At 74.3% G+C, this 18,155-nt stretch carries 15 protein-coding genes; 9 read left to right on the top strand and 6 right to left on the bottom strand.

From position 1 onward, the window contains the following. Positions 1-39: 39 nt before the first annotated feature. Genes BLS99_RS01295 through BLS99_RS25505 form a run of 3 tightly spaced genes read right to left on the bottom strand, consistent with a single transcriptional unit; the run spans position 40 to position 3,161 of the window. Positions 40-915 carry an SDR family oxidoreductase gene (locus tag BLS99_RS01295; RefSeq protein WP_091042189.1) on the bottom strand — a complete coding sequence of 292 codons (876 nt, stop codon included), beginning with the start codon at positions 913-915 and terminating at the stop codon, positions 40-42. Between the two features lie 55 nt (positions 916-970). Beyond that, positions 971-1,420, bottom strand: coding sequence for an SRPBCC family protein (locus BLS99_RS01290; RefSeq protein ID WP_091042185.1), 450 nt, complete (start codon positions 1,418-1,420; stop codon positions 971-973). Positions 1,421-1,466: 46 nt separating this feature from the next. Beyond that, positions 1,467-3,161: a serine/threonine-protein kinase gene (locus BLS99_RS25505; protein ID WP_143034649.1), complete on the bottom strand. Its 1,695-nt coding sequence runs from the start codon at positions 3,159-3,161 to the stop codon at positions 1,467-1,469. A gap of 268 nt (positions 3,162-3,429) precedes the next feature. Here BLS99_RS25505 and BLS99_RS01280 point away from each other — a divergent pair, with 268 nt between their 5' ends. After that, positions 3,430-4,854 (top strand): FAD-dependent monooxygenase, encoded by a 1,425-nt coding sequence (locus BLS99_RS01280; protein WP_091042182.1) that lies wholly within the window; start codon positions 3,430-3,432, stop codon positions 4,852-4,854. A gap of 147 nt (positions 4,855-5,001) precedes the next feature. On the opposite strand, the gene BLS99_RS01275 is transcribed toward BLS99_RS01280, so the two are convergent. The 3 genes from BLS99_RS01275 to BLS99_RS01265 all read right to left on the bottom strand — a co-directional run bounded on the left by BLS99_RS01275 (position 5,002) and on the right by BLS99_RS01265 (position 7,736). Beyond that, on the bottom strand, positions 5,002-5,442 hold the full coding sequence (locus BLS99_RS01275; protein WP_091042178.1) for an SRPBCC family protein: 441 nt from the start codon (positions 5,440-5,442) through the stop codon (positions 5,002-5,004). A gap of 47 nt (positions 5,443-5,489) precedes the next feature. Next, complete coding sequence (locus BLS99_RS01270) at positions 5,490-7,103, bottom strand: phytoene desaturase family protein (RefSeq protein WP_091042174.1); 1,614 nt, start codon at positions 7,101-7,103, stop codon at positions 5,490-5,492. Between the two features lie 381 nt (positions 7,104-7,484). Continuing rightward, positions 7,485-7,736, bottom strand: a complete 252-nt coding sequence (locus BLS99_RS01265) for a hypothetical protein (protein WP_091042172.1) — start codon at positions 7,734-7,736, stop codon at positions 7,485-7,487. A gap of 233 nt (positions 7,737-7,969) precedes the next feature. Here BLS99_RS01265 and BLS99_RS01260 point away from each other — a divergent pair, with 233 nt between their 5' ends. The 8 genes from BLS99_RS01260 (at position 7,970) to BLS99_RS01225 (ending at position 18,155) form a co-directional block, all read left to right on the top strand. Next, a complete protein-coding gene (locus BLS99_RS01260; protein ID WP_091042170.1) occupies positions 7,970-9,601 on the top strand; it encodes an alpha-amylase family protein in 1,632 nt (543 codons plus the stop codon). Positions 9,602-9,754: 153 nt separating this feature from the next. Beyond that, positions 9,755-10,711: a TIGR03885 family FMN-dependent LLM class oxidoreductase gene (locus BLS99_RS01255; RefSeq protein ID WP_091042167.1), complete on the top strand. Its 957-nt coding sequence runs from the start codon at positions 9,755-9,757 to the stop codon at positions 10,709-10,711. A 474-nt stretch (positions 10,712-11,185) separates the two neighbouring features. After that, positions 11,186-11,716: a type 2 periplasmic-binding domain-containing protein gene (locus tag BLS99_RS01250; RefSeq protein ID WP_091042162.1), complete on the top strand. Its 531-nt coding sequence runs from the start codon at positions 11,186-11,188 to the stop codon at positions 11,714-11,716. Positions 11,717-11,724: 8 nt separating this feature from the next. Beyond that, positions 11,725-12,984: a DUF6421 family protein gene (locus tag BLS99_RS01245; RefSeq protein ID WP_091042158.1), complete on the top strand. Its 1,260-nt coding sequence runs from the start codon at positions 11,725-11,727 to the stop codon at positions 12,982-12,984. Further along, positions 12,978-14,225: an ATP-grasp domain-containing protein gene (locus BLS99_RS01240; protein WP_091042155.1), complete on the top strand. Its 1,248-nt coding sequence runs from the start codon at positions 12,978-12,980 to the stop codon at positions 14,223-14,225. The genes BLS99_RS01245 and BLS99_RS01240 overlap by 7 nt, the downstream gene beginning before the upstream one ends. Further along, on the top strand, positions 14,222-16,297 hold the full coding sequence (locus BLS99_RS01235; protein ID WP_091042151.1) for a branched-chain amino acid transaminase: 2,076 nt from the start codon (positions 14,222-14,224) through the stop codon (positions 16,295-16,297). Before BLS99_RS01240 ends, BLS99_RS01235 begins: the two co-directional genes overlap by 4 nt. Beyond that, positions 16,290-17,540 (top strand): MFS transporter, encoded by a 1,251-nt coding sequence (locus BLS99_RS01230; RefSeq protein WP_091042147.1) that lies wholly within the window; start codon positions 16,290-16,292, stop codon positions 17,538-17,540. Before BLS99_RS01235 ends, BLS99_RS01230 begins: the two co-directional genes overlap by 8 nt. Positions 17,541-17,654: 114 nt before the next feature. Continuing rightward, on the top strand, positions 17,655-18,155 hold the full coding sequence (locus BLS99_RS01225) for a cupin domain-containing protein (protein ID WP_091042144.1): 501 nt from the start codon (positions 17,655-17,657) through the stop codon (positions 18,153-18,155).

The following is an 18,155-nucleotide window of genomic DNA, read 5'->3' as shown; positions in this document are numbered from 1 at the left end:
CCGGCCGGAACACCCGGCCGGGCCCGTCGCGGGCGCGGTTCAGGGCGCGAGGTGGCGCCAGGACTCCGGCTCGCCGCGCAGGAACTCCTCCAGACCCCAAGGGGCCGTGCCGGTCACGTGCTCGATGGTGTGGCTGGTCACCGAGGTCTCGCCGGTGGCGACGGCCTTGTAGGACCCGGCCCAGCCGGCGATCTGCCACGGCTCGGCCCCGGCGCGGGAGGCGGCGGCCTCCTCGTCGGTCTCGGGCTCGTAGCGGACCTCGCGGCCGGTGACGCGGGCGAGGATCCGGGCCGACTCGTGCAGGTCGAGCGGTTCGGGCCCGGACACGTCCCAGATCCGGTCGGCGTGCCGGGCGTCGAGCAGGGCCTCCACGGCGAGGCGGGCCACGTCGCGGCGCGCCACCCAGGCGACCCGCCCGTCCCCGGCCGGGCCGCGGATGACGCCGTCCTGCACGAACAGCGGCAGCATGTCCGCGTACAGCGAGTTGCGCAGCGCGGTGAGCCGCAGCCCCGACGCGGCGATGAGCTGCTCGGTGAGCGAGTGCTCGCGCGCGAACGTGAACGTCGCCAGCGGGGACGCGCCCATGAACGAGGTGTACACGACCCGCTCGACCCCGGCCGCGACCGCGGCGCGCACGGCCCCGCGGTGCTCGGGCATCCGGTCCTCGCTCTCGTGCGCGGACACCATGAACAGGGTCCGCACCCCCGACAGCGCCTCGCGCAGCGCCGCCTCGTCCTCGAAGGACGCGACCGCGACCTCCGCCCCCGGCAGCTGCGGCGCGCGCGAGGGGTCGCGCACGACCAGCCGCTGCGGCACGCCGCGCTCGGCGAGCATCCGGGCCACGCGCGACCCCAGTTGTCCGGTGGCCCCGGTGATGGCGATCTCCACGTCGGCGTCCTTTCTCCGTGCTCCCATGGCGCCTACCAGTATCCGAGTCGCGCGCCGGTCCGCGCGGGGCTTCGCCCGGACTTCACGCGCCGCCCGCCCGCGCGGCGTGGGCGGCGAGGTCGTCCGCCATGCGCTGCATGATGCGGGGCAGGAACAGCGGCGTGAGCCAGCCGATCCCGGGCTTGGCGTTCCAGGTGCCGTGCCAGTCGATGCGGGTGCCGCCCTCGGGGGTGGACTCGAGTTCGACGACGGCGCGGTAGTCCTTCATGGCGAGGTTGAAGGCGTCCTCGTAGGCCATGCGCTGCTGCGGGACCAGCTCGGTGAGCCGCTCGCCGGTGACGGCGCGGCCCGAGCGGAAGGCCCGGACGGCGCCGACGCCGTCGCGGCCGTCCGGGCCGAGGCCGCTCGACCGGTGCTCGACGAGTTCATCGAGCCCCGAGGCCCAGCGGGGCCACGAGCGGCCGTCGGCGAGCAGGGCCCAGACGGTGAACAACGGGGCGGAAGTGGTGGCATTGACGCGGTACTGCGGCATGGGGGTCCTTTCCGGACGTAACGGTCGAGAAGGGGTCCCTCGGAGGCTAGAAGATTTCTCCCGTCCACGTGTAGGAGGGGTCCGAGTACCAGGACGACTCGCAGTCCTCGGTGGAGTAGCCGTCCGCGGTGCACTCCTCGATGTAGACCTCCTTCTCGGACGGTTCGGAGTCGAACAGCTCGCCGGTCCAGGTGTAGGAGGAGTCGTTGATCCAGGAGGTCTCGCACTCGGATCGCGTGTGGCCGTCGTCCTGGCAGTCCTCCACGTAGACGTCGTACGAGGTCGGCTGGTCGTCGTCGGTGGTCTCCTCCGTCCATTCGGGCTCGAAACCGTCGTCGTCCTCGGAGTAGAGCGTCCCGGTCCAGGTGGAGGACGGGTCGTTCGGCCAGGACTCCTCGCACTCGTCCTCGCCGTACCCGTCGTCGCGGCACTGCTCCACGTACCGGTCCCGCTGGTCGAGGAGGCCGTCGGCGTCGTCCTCGCGGTTCACGTACCAGGCGATGCCCGCGACCGCCGCGCAGACCAGCAGCGCGGCGGCCCCGGCACCCAGGCGGGCCGGGGTCGCCCCGGCCGCCGCGGGCGGGACTGGCGGCGGGGTCGGAGGCGGCGCGGTGACATGGGGCGCAGTGAAAGGCGGCGCGGTGACATGGGGCACGGTGACATGGGGCGCGGTGGAATGGCGCGGAGTCGCAAGCGGCGGAGCGGAATACGGTGCGCTGACATGCGGTGGAGAGGAGGGCGGCGGGCTGGAGTGCGGCGGCTCCGCCGTTCCGGCCTTCGCCTCCCGGACCCACGTGGGCCGGTTCGGGTCCGTGACCATCGTCGGACCGAAGTCGATCCGCGTGGGGTCCTCGCCCAGGTCGCCCAGGTGGTGCGCGATCTCGCGCTCCTGCGCGGCGGCCAGGGCCGCCACCGCGTCCGGCCACGGCCGGGAGGTCGGCGGGACCGGCCTGATGAGCGCCGACAGGGCCGCCGGCGTCGGCCGGTCCGCCGGTTCGAGGGCCAGGCACCGCTCCGCGATCGCCCGCACGCGCTTGGGCACCCCCGACAGGTCCGGCTCCGCACGCACCACGTTGTTCATCGTGTCCAGCGTCGAGGCGCCCGCGAACGGCCCGGCCCCCGTGGCGGCCAGCACCAGCACCGACCCCAGAGAGAACACGTCCGAGGCGGCCGTCAGCGGCAGCGAGCGGGTCTGCTCGGGCGACATGAACCCCGGCGTGCCGATGAGCGCGCCCGTACGGGTCAGGTCGGAGCCCTCGGCCGCGCGGGCGATCCCGAAGTCGATCACGCGCGGCCCGCTCGCCTCCAGGATCACGTTGCCCGGCTTCAGGTCCCGGTGGATCACCCCGGCCGCGTGGACCGACGCGAGCGCCGCGGCCAACCCCGCCGCGAGCCGGACGACCGCCGCCTCCGGCAGCGGCCCGGCGTCCCTGACCGCGACCTCCAGGGTCGGGCCGCGCAGGAACTCCGAGGCGAGCCACGGCACCGGCGCGTCGGGCCCGGCGTCGACCACCGCCGCCGTGTACGCCCCCGACACCTGCCGCGACTTGCGCACCTCCTCGCGGAACCGGGCCCGGAACTCCTCGTCCCCGAGCAGCCACTCCCGGATCGTCTTGACCGCGACCAGGCGCCCGTCGGCGCCCGCCCCGAGCAGCACCCGCCCCATCGCGCCCCGCCCCAGTTCGGCGAGGACCCGGAACGGGCCGATGCGGTCGGGATCGGCGGGGGACAAGGGCTGCATGGCGTCTCCGGGGCGAAGTGCGGACGCGGCGGGGCCGCGCGATGACCGCCCCACTGCACCAGACCCGGTCACAGATCCGTCCTCGCCCCGGAAACCGGGTGGACGGACCGCGGCCCGCCCTTGTACCGTGCACGGGACCGTGACACGTCCGAGGAGGTGAGACCCATGAACCGCGAACCGATGGGTGCTCCCCTCCGCGTCACGGCCGGGCGGACGGTCTAGGCGTCGCCGGGAGCGCCGGAACAGGCACTCCCGAAAGGCACCACCGATGGACACCCACGACGTCATCATCGCCGGCTGCGGCCCGGCCGGCGCGATGCTCGCCGCCGAACTGCGCCTCCACGACGTCCGCGTACTCGTCGTCGAACGCGAGACCGAACCCGTGTCGCTCGCCCGCATCGTCGGCCTCCACATCCGCAGCCTGGAGATCCTCGCCATGCGCGGCCTCCTCGACCCCCTCCTCGCGCAAGGGCGGCGCCGCCCGGCCGCCGGGTTCTTCGCGGGCATCCCGGCCCCCGCGCCCGAGGTCGACTCCTCCCACGCCTACCTCCTCGGCCTCCCGCAGCCCGTGATCGTCGCCCACCTCGAAGCCCACGCGGCCCGGCTCGGCGCCGAGATCCGCCGCGGCGCCGCCGTCGCCGACCTCGCCCAGGACGAGGACGGCGTCACCGTCGACCTCGCGGACGGCGAACGGCTCCGCGCCCGCTACCTCGCCGGATGCGACGGCGCCCGCAGCACCGTCCGCAAGCGGCTCGGCGTCGCCTTCCCCGGCGAGCCCTCGCGGCACGACACCCTCATGGGGGAGCTGCGGTCCGACCTGCCGCCCGAGGAGATCGCCGCCCGGGCCGCCGAGGTCCAGCGCACGCACCGGTCCTTCGCGTTCGGGCCCGTCGGCACCGGGACCTACCGCGTCGTCGTCCCCGCCGCCGGGACCGCCGAACGCGCGAAACCACCCACACTGGACGACTTCAAGCGGCGCCTGCGCGTCGTCGCCGGCACCGACTTCGGCGCGCACTCCCCGCGCTGGCTCTCCCGCTTCGGCGACGCCACCCGCCTCGCCGAGGACTACCGGGTCGGCCGGGTCCTGCTCGCCGGGGACGCCGCCCACATCCACCCGCCGGCCGGGGGCCAGGGCCTCAACCTCGGCGTCCAGGACGCGGTCAACCTGGGCTGGAAACTCGCCGCGCAGGTCCGCGGGCACGCGCCCGACGCGCTCCTCGACACGTACGAGACCGAGCGCCGCCCGGTCGCCGCACGGGTCCTCGACAACACGCGCGCCCAGACCGCGCTGGCGGCGCCCGAGCCCGGCCCGCAGGCTGTGCGGCGCCTGCTCACCGAGCTCATGGACATCGAGGAGGTGAACCGCCGCCTCATCGAGCGGATCACCGCGATCGACATCAGGTACGACCTCGGCGACGGTCCGGACCTGCTCGGGCGCCGCCTCCCCGACCTCGGCGCGGGCGGCGGCCGCCTCTACGACCGCCTCCACCGGGGCCGCGGCTTCCTCCTCGACCGCACCGGACGCCTCGGCACCGGCGCCTGGTCCGACCGGGTCGACCTCCTCGCCGATCCCGCCGCGGCCCTCGACGTCCCCGCCCTGCTGCTGCGCCCGGACGGTCACGTCGCCTGGACCGGCGACGACCAGCGCGGCCTCGACGCGCACCTCGCCCGCTGGTTCGGCCCGCCCGCCTGAACCGCACCCGCCGGCCGCCCGGCTTCTCGGGCGGCCGGCCTCCGGGCGGCGGCATGTTCGCGGCGGGACGGCTCGCACGACCGCGACGAGACCCGCGAGGAACTGCGCCGCGCCGTCGGCCTCGAAGACGAGGAGAGCGCCCGACCCCTACCCGGCGGGCCGCTCGTCGCGGTGGCCCGCGAGGTGCGCGAGCCGGTCCAGGGACTCGCGGTTGCGCGGCGCGATCAGCCTGCACTGGGCCGCGACCGGCAGGAGCGCGAGCGGCCCGCCCGTGGCGACCTCGCGCATCGTGATGTCGGTGCGGTCCCCGGCCGCGACCAGGTCGAAGCGGACGCGCGCCGACCCCAGCGGCCACATGCGCGCGTCCAGGACCAGCCGTCGCGGCGGATCGGCCGCGACCACGGTCGTGACGTCCTGGATGAGCAGCGGCCACGGGCCGAGGCTGTGGTGGATGCGCGCGCCCACGGCGGGCCAGTCCTCGTCGGCCTTGCGGATGCGCGAGGCGCCCACCACCCAGGACGCGTAGCCCCAGCCGTCGGCCAGGACGGCGAACACGTCCTCCACCGGGGCCGCGACCCGCACGGTCACGCCCCGCTCCGGACCACGCCCCGCCACTTCGCGATCTTCTGCATCGTTCACGTTGCACCGCTTCCGGTCTCGTCGTACAGCCAATGGTGGAGCCGGTCGACCGCCGCACGGTACCAAGCCCCGGCCATCCCGTTCCGTGCGAGGGCCGCGCGGGCCGCGTTCGCGCCCGGCGCCCCGTGCACGGCCCCGCCCGGATGCGCCGAGGCCCCGGCCAGGTAGAGCCGGTCCAGGACGGTGTCGGCGCGGCCGAGCCCGACCGCCGGGCGGAAGACGAGCTGCTGGTGGATCGCGGCCGTGCCCCCGTTGATAGCGCCCTCGGCCAGGTTGCGGTCGAGCGCCTCGAGCTCGGGCGGGCCCGAGACCGCGCGGCCCACCACCAGGTCGCCGAACCCGGGCGCGTGCTCCTCGATCGTCCGCTCGACCACGTCGACGCGACGCATGAGCGCGTCCCGGCTCCAGTCGAGCCCGCGCGGCAGCCGCGTGTACGCCCACAGCGTCTCGGTGCCGGCCGGGGACCGCGTCGGGTCCGTCGTGGTCATCTGGCCCGCCAGCAGAAAGTACTTCTCGGGATCGCGCCCGGCCGCGAGGTCGGCGCCGTGCGCGGACAGTCCCGCGAGGTCCGCCCCGAGATGTACCGTCCCGGCCCCGGCGGCGCCCTCGGCCCGCCACGGCACCGGGCCGCTGAGCGCCCAGTCCACCTTGAGCGTCGCCGGGTCCCACTCGAACGCGTCGAGGTCGGCCGCGAAGCGCGCCGGCAGGTGCTCGGTGCCGACCAGGTCGCGGTACAGGTGCGGCGCACTCACGTCGGCGAGCACCGCCCGCCGGGCCCGGATCAGTCCGCCCCCGCCGTCCCGGACGCCGACGGCGACGCCGCGCGCGTGCAGGACTGCCGCCGCGGGCCGGTCGCAGTGGAGGCGCCCGCCGTGCGACGCGAGGCGGGCGACGAGCGCCGTGGTGAGGCTCGCGGCGCCGCCTTCGGGCACGGGGAACCCGGTGTCCTGGCCGATCATCGACAGCAGCCACCCGAAGAGGGCGCTGGCGGACTCGTCGGGGCCGAGGCCGCTGTGCGCGGCGTTCCCCGAGAGCAGGACGCGGGCGCCTTCGCCGGTGAAGCGCTCATCCGTGAGGCGGCGGGCGCTCATCGCGGCGGTGCGCACGAAGCGCAGGGCGTCGCCGGGACCGAGCGCGCCCACGAGCCGCGCCCCGGCGCGCACGGGCGGGAAGGGCCGCAGCAGGGCCTCCAGGAGCGGTTCGCGCAGGCGCCGCCAGGTCGCGAACTCGGCGCGCCAGGCGTCGCCGTCGCCCGCGGCGAAGGCGTCGAGGGAGGCGGCGGTGCGGTCGAGGTCCTGCGACAGGACCGCCGCCCGGCCGCCGGGCAGGAGGTGCGCGAGCACGTCGGGGGCGCGGCGCCAGCGCAGCCCGTGCGCTTCGAGCCCCAGGCCGCGGATGACGGGGGAGGCGGCGCCGAGCGGGTAGAACGCGCTGCACCGGTCCGACCGGAACCCGGGCGCGGCGATCTCGGCGGTGCGCACGGCCCCGCCGGGCTCGCTCGCGGCTTCGAGGACGAGCACGTCCCAACCCTCCTGCGCGAGCAGGTTCGCCGCCACGAGCCCGTTCGGCCCCGCCCCGATGACCACCGCATCGACGCTCTCAACCGCCATCCGACCGCCCCCACCAATCCGACCGCCGCCGCGACCGATCTCGCACTCCGACCAGACCGCCGCCGCGACCAGCCCCTTCAGCTCTCCTTCAGCTCCCGCCAGGCACTATCGGCCTCGGGGGCGCTGCGTACTACACGCGTGGGTAACTCCCGACTTCGCTTCAGCTCCCCTTCAGCTCCCGCGAGGCACTATCGGCCTCGGGGGTGCCGCTTACTACACGCGCGGGTAGCTCGCGACCGCCTCCGCCTCCGCCTCCGCCTTTCGCACGGGTGCCGGTTCCCATACTGCCGCAACGCGTTCCCGCCCGGTGCCGGCTTCGGAAACGGCCGGGCCCGGGAGCCTCGGCTCCCGGGCCCGGCCTGCACTGCTCATGCGCTGCCGCTACCAGGGCTGCGGCGGGGTCGGTTCGTCCGGCAGGGGCCGGACCGGGTCGTTCGGGTCCGGCGGACCCGGCGGACCCGGGTTCGGGTCGTTCGGGTCGGGCTCGGTGGGGTCGGGGTCGGTGGGGTCCGGCCCGCCCGGATCGCCCGGCACCGGCTGGAGCGGGTCCGGCGGCTTCGGGACCGGATCGCCCGGTCCGGGCGTCGGCGGCTGCACGCCTTCGGCGCCGAAGGCGCCTGAGATCTCGGACATGGTTCCTCCCTCGTTCGGCCCCGGGGATACCCCGCCCGCGACCGGACATGCGCCCGGCCCGCCCTGGAGACGGGTCGGGCGCCCCGCGTTCCGCGGCGCCCCCACCCCGGACCGCGTCCCGCGGCGGCCCCAACCCGGACCGCGTTCCGCCCACCGTGCCCCGCCCGCGTTTCGCGCCCCGGCCCCACGGGCACCCACCGGGACTACTTCGGACGACCCGCAAAGGGAGGGCCATGCAGCCGCTCTGGTACCGCAACGCCGTCATCTACGCCATGGACCCGGCCATGTTCCGCGACTCCGACGGAGACGGGTGGGGCGACATCCGCGGCATCACCAAGCGGCTCGACCACCTGCGCGGCCTCGGCGCCACCTGCGTGTGGCTCCTGCCGTTCTACCCCTCCCCGTTCAAGGACGGCGGCTACGACCTCACCGACCACCTCTCGGTCGACCCGCGCCTCGGTACCCTGCCCGACGTCGTCGAGCTGCTGGAGGAGGCCGAGGAGTCCGGCATCCGCGTCCTCTTCGACCTCGTCGTCCAGCACACCTCCGACCGCCACCCGTGGTTCCAGAAGGCCAGGTCCGACCCCGACTCGCCCTACCGCGACTACTACATCTGGTCCGACGAGCCGCGCGACGACGGCCTGAAGCCCGTCTTCCCCACCGTCGAGGACTCCATCTGGACCTGGGACGAGGAGGCCGGGCAGTACTACCGCCACGTCTTCTACGCCCACGAGCCCGACCTCAACCTCGCCAACCCCGAAGTGCGCGCGGAGATCCGGCGCGTCATGGCGTTCTGGCTCCGCCTCGGCGTCTCCGGGTTCCGGGTCGACGCCGTCCCCTACATGGTCCACGGCGCCGCCGACGCCGCGGAGTTCCAGGCCGGTACCGACCTCCTGCGCGAGATGCGCGAGTTCACGGCCCTGCGCCACCCCGAGGCCGTCCTGGTCGGCGAGGTCGACGTCCCGCTGGAGGAGTACGACGACTACTTCCTCGACGGCGAGGGCCTGACCATGCTCCTCAACTTCTGGCTCAACAACCACGTGTTCCTCGCGCTGGCGCGCGGCGAGGCCGAGCCGGTCCACCGGGCCCTCGGCGAGCTTCCGCAGCCGCCGCGCCGCAGCCAGTTCGCGAACTGGCTGCGCAACCACGACGAACTCGACCTCGAACGCCTCAGCGAGTCCGAGCGCGACGAGGTCATGTCGCTCTTCGCACCCGACGAGGACATGCGCGCCTACGACCGCGGCATCCGCCGCCGCATCGCCCCGATGCTCGGCGGCGACCCCCGCCGCCTCGCCGCCGCCCACGCGCTCCTGCTCTCCCTGCCCGGCACGCCCGTGCTCCAGTACGGCGACGAGATCGGCATGGGCGACGACCTGTCGCGCCGCGAGCGCCTGAGCGTGCGCATCCCCATGCAGTGGACCTCCGAGGAGAACGGCGGGTTCTCCTCCGCACCGAAGGACAAGCTGGTGGCCGAACCCGTCAAGGACGGGCCGTTCGGCTACGAGGAGGTCAACGTCTACGACCAGCACCGCAGCCCCGACGGACTCCTCTCCCGCGTCGGCGACCTGGTCCGGACCCGCTTGGGCCTCACCGAGATCGGCTTCGGCACCCACCGGGTCCTCGACACCGGCGCCCCCTCGGTGGTCGCGCTCCGGCACTCCGACGAGGAGGACGGCGACGTCGTCACCCTCGTCAACCTCTCCGGCGACGACGTGGAGGTCCGCATCCCCGACGACGACGCGGCCGACCTCGTCGACGTCCTCACCGACGGCGAGTACCCGCCGGACGAGGACGACCCGCCGGTCTTCAGGCTCGCCGGCCACGGCTACCGGTGGCTGCGGCCCCGGGCCAACGTTTTCAAGTGATCGGCCATCAGATGACCGGTCCTTAAAGGATCGACCTGCAACGCAGCAGCCTTCACGCATTCGGCCTGCGAGCGAACGGCCCGCGAACGCACCGCCCGCGGCCACCCGGCCGCACTGCGGCCGGCCCCCAGACGATCTGAACAGGAGTCCTCAGTGGAGATCGGATACCACGCCTCGCACGAGCAGTTCCCGCCCTCGCGCCTCGTCGCGGCCGCCTCCGCCGCCGAGGCCGCCGGCTTCGCGGCCGTGCTCTCTTCGGACCACTTCGCGCCCTGGAGCACCGGCCAGGACGAGTCCGGGTTCGCCTGGACCTGGCTCGGCGCCGCCATGGCCGCCACGACCGTTCCCTTCGGCATCGTCACCGCGCCCGGGAACCGGTACCACCCCGCGATCACCGCCCAGGCGATCGCCACAGTGGACGAACTCTATCCCGGGCGGTTCACACCCTGCCTCGGCAGCGGCCAGGCCCTGAACGAGCACGTCACCGGCGCCCTGTGGCCCCGCAAGCCCGAACGCAATGCGCGCCTTGCCGAGAGCGCCGACGTCATCCGCCGCCTCCTCGACGGCGAGACCGTCGACCACGACGGCCGCGTCACCGTCCGCGCCGCCCGGCTCTACACCCGCCCGTCCACGCCGCCGCCCCTGTTCGCCGCCGCGCTCACGCCCGGCACCGCCCGCGAGGTGGCCGCCTGGGCCGACGGGCTCATCACCGTCAACGCCCCGGAGGAGCAGCTCCGCAAGGTGGTCGACGCCTTCCGCGAGGGCGGCGGCGAGGGCAAGCCGCTGCACCTCCAGGTCCACGTCTCCTGGGACGCCGACGAGGACCGCGCCCGCAACCAGGCGCTCGACCAGTGGCGGTTCGTCGCCCTGCCCGCCGGGCTGAACCAGGAGCTGGAGCTGCCCGAGCAGTTCGACGCGGCATGCGCCCACGTCCCGGCCGGGGCCCTCGAACCGGGCGTCATCGTCTCCGCCGACCTCGGCCGCCACGCCGCCGCGCTGGCGTCGTACGCCGACCTCGGCTTCTCCCGCGCCTACGTGCACCAGGTCGGCACCGACCAGGAGCGCTTCATCGACGTGTTCGGGGAGCGGGTCCTGCCGCAACTGGTGTGACCGGTTCCGATGAGGACCTGAATGCCGTGCAGGCCGGTGAAGTGGGAGACGCGCATGTCGCCGCCGGTCGGTGCGGAGCGTGCCGTGCAATCCCACCGCGATGCGCAATCGACCCTCCGGCCACAAAAGCCCATCTCGTGATCACAATGCACATTCAGTGAATTGTCGGTGCGAACGCAGCGAGCCGCGCGTATCTCTCTATTTGGGACAGCACTATCGATAGTGGAAGCGGTTGAGTAGCATCACTCTCGGTCGGCGCCCCGTACCGCGGGCGCACCGGCGCGACCCCGCCCTCCCACCCCGGGCGCGGAGCGCCGCCGGCCCCGGCGACGAAACCCCCGCCGCGGCCGCCACCACCTGAACCCGCAGCGCACGCGCCGCGGGCCCTTCTCCGGTGCTCAACGGCGAGCCCCGGCCCCTCCGCGCCATGCATGCACGCCGGCAACACCACCTCTCCCCAGAAGGACCCGCTGCGTGAACCTCCCCGACTGGCGCCTTCGCCTGCGCCGTCTGCACACCCTCGGCCCCGCGGGCACCAATCTCGAAGCCGCCGCCCGCGACTACGCCGAGCGCTCCGGACCGGACGTCGACGTCGTCCTCCACGCCTCCATTGAGGACGCCATGGTCGACCCTGTGGTCGACGGCACCCAGGCGATCGTCGCCTGCGCCGTCTACCCCGAGCTCCACACCCTCGTCTTCAGCAATCTCCACCGCCTGCGCATGGTCGACAGCTTCCTCATGCCGACCCACAACATGGTCCTGGCCGCCCGCGGCGCCGGCCAGCCGCGCACCGTCGCCACCCACCCCGCGCCCGCGCAGCTCGTCGCCGACCGCGACCGCACCCTCGTCACCAGCAACGCCCAGGCCGCCATCGACTGCGCGAACGGCCTGGTCGACGGCTGCGTGACCACCATCGTCGCCGCCGAGCGGCACCGGCTCCGCGTCGTCACCGACTTCGGCCCGGTCCCGATGATCTTCACCGTCCACCTGCTCAGCGCCCCTTAAGGAACCCCATGCCGATCACCCCCGACGCCGAGAGCGAGCAGCTCCGGCGGGCGCACCGGCTCCACGCGGCGCTCATCGCCGACGTCGACCGGTTCCGCCTGCGCCAGCAGGCCGACGGCGCCGTCACCGATCCCGGCCCCGCGGACGAGAAGGCCCTCACCGGCATCCGCGACCTCGCCGCCGCCTGGTACACCGAGCACGGCTTCGACGCCCAGGCCGCCGCCCTCGACGCCGACGTGCGCGACTGGCTCGCCGCCGGCCTCGCCGCCGTCCCCGACTTCACCCGCACCCGCGACGCCCTCGCCGCGCCAGACGACGGCGCCGACTTCCTCTTCGTCGCGCCCCTGCGCAACACCAACGGCGTCGACGTGGGCCAGCGCCTCGAAGCCTGGTACGGCCGCCGCGAGGAGCCCGACTGCTTCCCCGAGCTCCAGCGCGACCACCCGCACCCCAAGAACAACAGCCAGTGCGTGCGGGTCCTCTCCGGGAGCGCGGGGATCACCGAGGGCAACTGCCTGGTGTTCTTCCCCGAGAACGTGGCCGCGCCCGCCAAGCCCCCGGTGCAGCCGTACGCGATGTTCCTGTTCAGCAAGTTCCGCCGCATCCACGAGACCTACGCGCTCCCCGGCGCCGAGGCCGTCCTGGAGCCGGACTCGATCCCGCGCGCGTCCAGCGGCATGAGCCCCTACGACTGCTACCAGGCCCGCTCGGTCTGGGGCTACCTCCACGACTCCGCGCACTACCAGGGGCCCTGGCCGTTCGACGAGCACATCTCCTTGAAGATGAACTGGTTCGTCGGCGTCCTCGAAGAGATCAAAGTGGACGCCAAGACCGTCGTCGCGTGCGCCGACGAGGACATCGCCCACGCAGAGGCGGTGATCGACATGATCCTGCTGGAGCGGATCTTCCGGTACCCGCTCGAACCGGACGCCGTGCGGCTCTTCGACTCCGGCACCGGCGTGTTCCTCTACTCGTGGTTCCGCGAGGCCGGCGCGATCACCGGGGGCGCCGACGGCCTCCTGCGCCTCGACCGCGCCGCCGCCATCGCCGCACTGCGCGACTACGTCGCCGTGATCGAGGCACTGGAGCAGGAAGTCTCCACTGAGGAGGAGTACCGGGTCCGAGCCAAGGCCCTCGTGCGCCGCCACCTCGCCGAAGGCGAAGGGAAGGACCGGTACCGGTTCACCGGCGACCAGCGCGTGCTCCTGCGCGCGCAGCCCGCGCTGGCGGCACTGCCGCCGCTGCGCTTCGGGATCGGCGCGTGGTGACCCCGGCCCGGCCGCGCGTCGTCCTGGTCCACCCGCGCCTGGGCATGCCGTGGGTGTTCGACAGCGCCGCCGAAGCGGGCTTCGACCTCGTCATCGTCCCGCGCCCCGGCGAGGACCTGACGGACCTGCCCGCGCCGGTGGTCGACGTCCTTGACCTCGACCTGGACGACCCGGAGGTCGCGATCGGGCGCCTGCGCCGGGCCTTCGCGCGCCGGCCGTTCCAGGGGATCGCGACGTTCTTCGAGGCGGCCGTGCCGTTCACCGCCCGCGCCGCCGCGGCCCTGGGCCTGCCGGGCCTGCCCGTGGAGGTGGCCCGGACCGTGCGCGACAAGGGGGCCATGCGGCGGGCCTGGGCGGCGGCGGGCCTGCACTCGCCCCGGTTCACCACCGTCGCCTCCCCGCGCCAGTGGAGTGCGGCGCTCGACCTCCGGTTCCCCGTGGTCGTCAAGCCCGCGAACGGGTTCTCCAGCATCGCGGTCTCTAAGGTGGACGATCCGGCGCACTTGGAGCTGGCGGTCGTCGCGGCCTGGGACCTCACCCGCCGCCAGCTCGGCGGCATCGAGGCGGTGGTGGTCGAGGAGTTCCTGACCGGCCCCGAGTACGCCGTCGAGGCCATGGGCCACCGGGGCGAGACCCGGATCTGCACCATCGGCTACAAGGGCGAGCCGCAGGGCCCGTACTTCGAGGAGGGCTGCTACCAGGCGCCCGCCGACCTCCCGGCCGACACCGTCGCGGCGATCGAACGCGAGGTCACGGCCGCGCTGGCGGCGATCGGGGTGACCGACGGGCCGAGCCACACGGAGCTGCGGCTGGTGGACGGGCGCCCGTACGTGCTGGAGACCGGCGCGCGCATCGGCGGCTCGGGCGTCTCCTCCTACCTGACGCGGGCCACCGCGGGCGTGGACCTCGTGGCCGACGCGCTCCGCACCGCCGTGGGCGCGGTGCCGCACAGCCACCTCGGGCCGATCACGCCGCGCGGCGCGGCGGGGAACTACATCGTCCCGTGCGGCGGGCAGGGCGTGATCACCGCCATCGACGGGCTCGACGCGGTCGCCGCCCACCCCGATGTCGACCACGTGGTGCAGATGCTCCACCCCGGCGACCGGGTGCGCCCGTACCCGGACTTCTCGGGCTACCCGGCGTTCGTGCTCTCGCGGCACGCGGAGGTCAAGGACGCCATGGCGTTCCACGAGCAGCTGCCCGGCATGGTCCGGATCTCGTACGCGCGGGAGGACCGGTGAGCTTCGCGGACCGCGACGGCCTGATCTGGCTGGACGGGCGGCTCGTCCCGTGGCGCTCGGCCCGCCTCCACGTGCTCAGCCACGGCCTCCACTACGGCGGCGCGGTGTTCGAGGGCGAGCGCGCCTACGGCGGCACGGTCTTCCGCCTCCGCGCCCACACCGAACGGCTCCGCGCCTCCGCGGCCGCGATGGGCATGACCCTCCCGTTCAGCGACGCCGAGATCGACGCCGCCACCGTCGAAGTGCTGGCCGCCAACGGGATCGGCGACGGCTACGTGCGCCCGGTGGTCTGGCGCGGCAGCGGTCAGATCAGCGTCTCGGGCGCGGGCAACACCGTCCACGCGGCGATCGCGCCGTGGGAGTGGCCCGCGGTGTTCGACGGCGACGCCAAGCGCCGCGGCATCGCGCTCACCGTGGCCTCCTGGCGCCGGCCGCACCCCTCGGCGTTCCCCGTGACCGCCAAGAGCAGCGCCCTGTACAGCGCCGGGACGCTCGCCCGCGGCGAAGCCGAGGCGCGCGGGTGCGACGACGCACTCCTCCTCGACTGGCGCGGCGACGTCGCCGACGCGACGGGCGCGAACGTGTTCCTGCGCTTCGGGGACGAGCTCCACACCCCCGAGCCGGGGACGATGCTCGCGGGCATCACCCGCGCCGCCGTCATCGAACTCGCCGCGCGCGAGGGGATCGCGGTGGTCGAGCGGCGCATCGCGCCCGACGAGATCGCGTTCGCTGACGAGGCGTTCCTCACCGGCACCGCGTACGAGGTCCAGCCCGTGCGGTCCATCGACGGCACCGCGTTCGCGGTCGGCGAGACGACGGCGCTCCTCATGGACCGCTACGCCGACCTCGTGCGCCCCAAGACCCCCGCGCCCGCCGTCCCGCGACCGGCCGGGCCTCCCACGGTCGCGCTCCTGGGCGGCAAGCTCAACCTGGTCGAGCGCGCCCGCGCCCTCGGCTGCCGCACGGTGGTCTTCGAACGGCCCGAACTGCTCACGCCCGAGGTCGTCGCGGCGGCCGACCACGTCGTCGTCGGCGACTACGCCGACCTCGACCGCACCTGCGCGATCCTCGGCGCCTTCTCCGGCGACCCCGGTGGCCTGCGGGTCCTCTCCTACACCGAGCCCGGACTGCTCCCGGTCGCCGAGATCAACGCCCGCCTCGGACTGGAGGACAACAGCACCGACACTGTCAAGACCACAGTAGACAAGAGCCTCATGCGGCGGCTCCTGGACGGCGACCCCCGGTTCGCCGTCGTCCACGGCACCGTCCGCGACTGGGACGACATCGACGCCTTCCAGGCCCGCCACGGCGACGCGGTCATCGTCAAGCCGATCGCGGGCGGCGGCAGCATCGGCGTGGTCCGCCTCCGCCGCCGCCACGCGCCCGCCGACCGTCCCGACCTGCCGCCCTTCCCGCTCCTCGCCGAGCGCTTCCTCGACGGCCCCGAGTTCTCCGTCGAGGGCATCGCCGTGCACGGCAAGCACACCGTCGTGGGCGTCACCGAGAAGTTCCTCCACCCGGACGGCCCCGTCGAGATGGGCCACCGCTTCCCCGCCGTGCTCGGCGACGCCGAGCGCGCCGCGATCACCGACTGCGTGAACGACCTCCTCGCCCTCGTCGGCGTCGAGCACGGCCTCACCCACACCGAGGTCATCCTCACCGCCGAGGGCCCCCGGATCATCGAGACCCACACCCGCCACGGCGGCGACCACATCACCGACCTCGTCCAGATCAGCACCGGCCACGACCTCCTCGACGCCGCCGTGCGCGCCCGCACCGGCCTCCCGGTCGCCGCCGACCCGCCCCCGCCGACCCGCACCGCCGTCATCCGCTACCTCGACCCCGCGCCGGGGACGGTGCGCCGCATCAGCGGCGTCGAGACCGCCCGGTACCTGCCGGGCGTACAGGAGGTCCGCGTCGACCTGGCCCTCGGCTCCCGGGTCTGTCCCGTCACGTCCTCACTGGACCGAGTCGGGTACGTCGTCGCCGCGGCCGAGGACCCCGAGGCCGCCGACCGGTGCGCGCGCGACGCACTGGCGGCCATCGTGATCGAGACGGACGGCGATGGCTGACCCCGCCGCGGCCGCGCGGGCCTGGCTCGCCGAACTCGTCCCGCCCGCGGGACCGGTGCGGCGCTTCGCGATCGCCACTCTCTGCAAATCCGCCGGGGCGGGCCTGTTCATGGTCGCGGGCGCCCTCTACTTCACGCGCGTCCTCGACCTCGGTGCGGCCCAGGTCGGCCTGGGCATCACCGCCGGGGCCGCGGTGGCGATGCTCCTCATGATCCCCACCGGCCGCGCCGCCGACCGCCTGGGCGGCAAGCCCTCCTACATGGCCGTGCTCGGCGTCGCCGCCGCCGCGATGCTCGCGTTCGCGTTCGTCGACGGCTTCGCGGCGTACCTCGCGGTGATGGCCGTCTACCTGGTCGCCGACAAGGCGCTCCAGGGCGTCACCGGCCTCGTCGTCCACGGCCTGGGCCTCGGCGGCGGCACCGACCGCGTCCTCATCCGCTCCTACATGCGCGCCGCCGGGAACACCGGCATCAGCATGGGCTCCCTCGCCGCGGGCGTGGTGCTCCTGGTCGACACCCCGGCCGCGTACCGGGCCATGATCGCCGCCACCGCGCTCCTCCTCGCGACCGCCGCCCTCCTCATGGCCTCGGTCCCCCTGCCGGGCACCGCACCCGGACCCGCGCCCGAACGCGCCGGCCGCCGGGTCCTGCGCGACCGCACCTACCTGCTCATCACGGCCACCACCGGCGTCACCTCGCTCCAGTACCACGTGCTCGCCTTCGCCATCCCGCTCTGGGTCGCCCAGACCGAAGCTCCCCTGTGGACGGCGTCACTGGTCCTCATCGTCAACACGCTCATCGTGATCGGCCTCCAGGTGCGCGTCGGCGCCCGCGTCCGCTCCGTCCCCGAGGCGGGCGACGCCGCCCGCACCGCCGGGGTCCTCCTCGCCCTCGGCTGCCTCGTCCTCACCGCCTCGGCCGCCGCCGGACCTCTTGCGGCCGTGGGCATCCTGCTGCTGTGGACCGTGATCCACTCGGCCGCCGAGATGTTCCACGCCGCCTCCGACTTCTGCCTCAGTTTCGAACTCGCGCCCGACGACGCCCAAGGCGAGTACCAGGCGGCCTTCGCCCTCGGCGACTCCCTCGCCCACGCCGCCGGGCCGGCCCTCCTCGCCGTCACGGTCCTCGCCCACCCCTACTGGGCCTGGCCCGCCCTCGGCGCCCTGCTCCTCGCCTCGACCCTCGCCACCCGCGCGATCGCCTCCCGGGCGCACGCCCCGGCACCGGCACCGGTCGCGAATTGACCCATGCTGCAGGCCGTCGAATGAACCAGATGACGGGTCTTTCGCGGCGGTAGATTCGTCGAGGTCAACCGGAAACGCCTGGTGAAGCCCCAGGCGACACCACTTGGAGCAGCAATGAGCACCACCGCGAACCAGCCCGCCCCCGTCCTCGTCCGCGCCGCGGACGCCGAGACGCTCCAGGACGGCCCCACGAGCCTCATCACCCTCCTCGCCGACGCGGGCGCCACCGGCGGCGCCCTCACCGCCAACAAGGCCACCTTCAGCAAGGGCTCCCCGGGCGCCCCCGCGCACTTCCACACCAAGGCCACCGAGATGTTCCTGGTCCTCGACGGCGAGATGCGCATCCTCGTGGGCGAGGAGATCGTGCGGCTCGGCAAGGGCGACTTCCTCACCGTGCCGCCGACCGTCCCGCACGCCTTCGCACCGGCCCCCGGCACCGAGGCCGAGATGCTCGTCGTCTTCACCCCGGGCCTGCACCGCTTCGACTACTACCGCCTCCTGGAGCGCGTCCACCGCGGCGAGGCCACGGTCCAGGACATCCGCGACAGCTCGCAGCAGTACGACAACCACTACTTCGCGAGCCCCGTCTGGACCCAGGCGCTCACCGAGCGCTGA

The sequence above is a fragment of the Glycomyces sambucus genome (assembly GCF_900102815.1).
Taxonomy (GTDB): domain Bacteria; phylum Actinomycetota; class Actinomycetes; order Mycobacteriales; family Micromonosporaceae; genus Glycomyces; species Glycomyces sambucus.
The sequence above is the reverse complement of the archived record's forward strand: the minus strand, read 5'-3'. Positions and strand labels throughout refer to the sequence as shown.